Source organism: Mesorhizobium sp. M7D.F.Ca.US.004.03.1.1, from assembly GCF_003998635.1.
In the GTDB taxonomy this organism is placed as follows: Bacteria; Pseudomonadota; Alphaproteobacteria; order Rhizobiales; family Rhizobiaceae; genus Mesorhizobium; species Mesorhizobium loti.
On the sequence record NZ_RZQG01001556.1, the window covers coordinates 1 to 760 of the forward strand.

The window sequence follows — 760 nt, forward strand, 5'->3', positions numbered from 1 at the left end:
TTTATGAACAGTCCGCTGCTTGACGTATCGGTGACGAAATATCCATCTCGCCCACCCGAGATCCTGCAATGAGCCCGCGAAACGAACATGTCGGGATCGTCGATCTGCCAGCCTGCGTCCGCGCTGCGGCCGATCACCAGCTCGCCCTCGTCCAGCCGGGTCTGCCGTACCGCCTGGGTGCGTGGCCCTTGCTCCAGCGTCAGCAGCAGGCTCATGCCGCGACCCCCGCCATTTCCGGCCGCCATCCGACGATTGTCCGCAGCCGCAGATCGTCAGCATCGCCCCTTTCAATGGGCCGCGCAAGCCAGGCGGTCCGGCCGAGCTGGACCGTTCCGAGACGGGGCGGCGGCACGGCTTCACGCGCCAGCACGATGCGCAGGTCGACGTCGAGCGATTCCCCGACCATGTCGCGAACGGCCTGCTTGAACAGTTTGAGCCGCTGGCCGCCAGGCAGGAACGCCTTGAAGTCCTCGTACCCCAGTGGGCCGACACGCAGTTCGATCCGGCTTTGGCGGTTGAAAACGCGCGGGCCTATCGTTGCCCCTCGGCCGAGCCCTGCATAGGCTTTTGCAAGGCGGGTCTGGAGACCGGCTGGGATGGTTATCCAGGCGGCGATGAACTCCTTGATCTGAACCGGCACCTTGAACGCTTCCGCCAGGAACAGCGTCAGCCGTTCCGGGCCGTCGACCTGGCTGGCGAGCGAAGCTGCCTGGCGAAGCTTCACCGTATCGAGATCGCTGTTCTGGGTGCCGGGAAGTCC

General features: G+C 65.3%; 2 protein-coding genes. Both read right to left on the minus strand.

Annotated features, from left to right (window positions below; genetic code table 11):
* The coding region (locus tag EN935_RS38655; protein ID WP_127374381.1) for an FHA domain-containing protein at positions 1 to 215 on the minus strand (215 nt) is incomplete at its 3' end.
* Positions 212 to 760 (minus strand): type VI secretion system baseplate subunit TssG (gene tssG, locus EN935_RS38660; RefSeq protein WP_127374382.1); only part of this gene is annotated, 549 nt, incomplete at its 5' end. The genes EN935_RS38655 and tssG, both read right to left, overlap by 4 nt.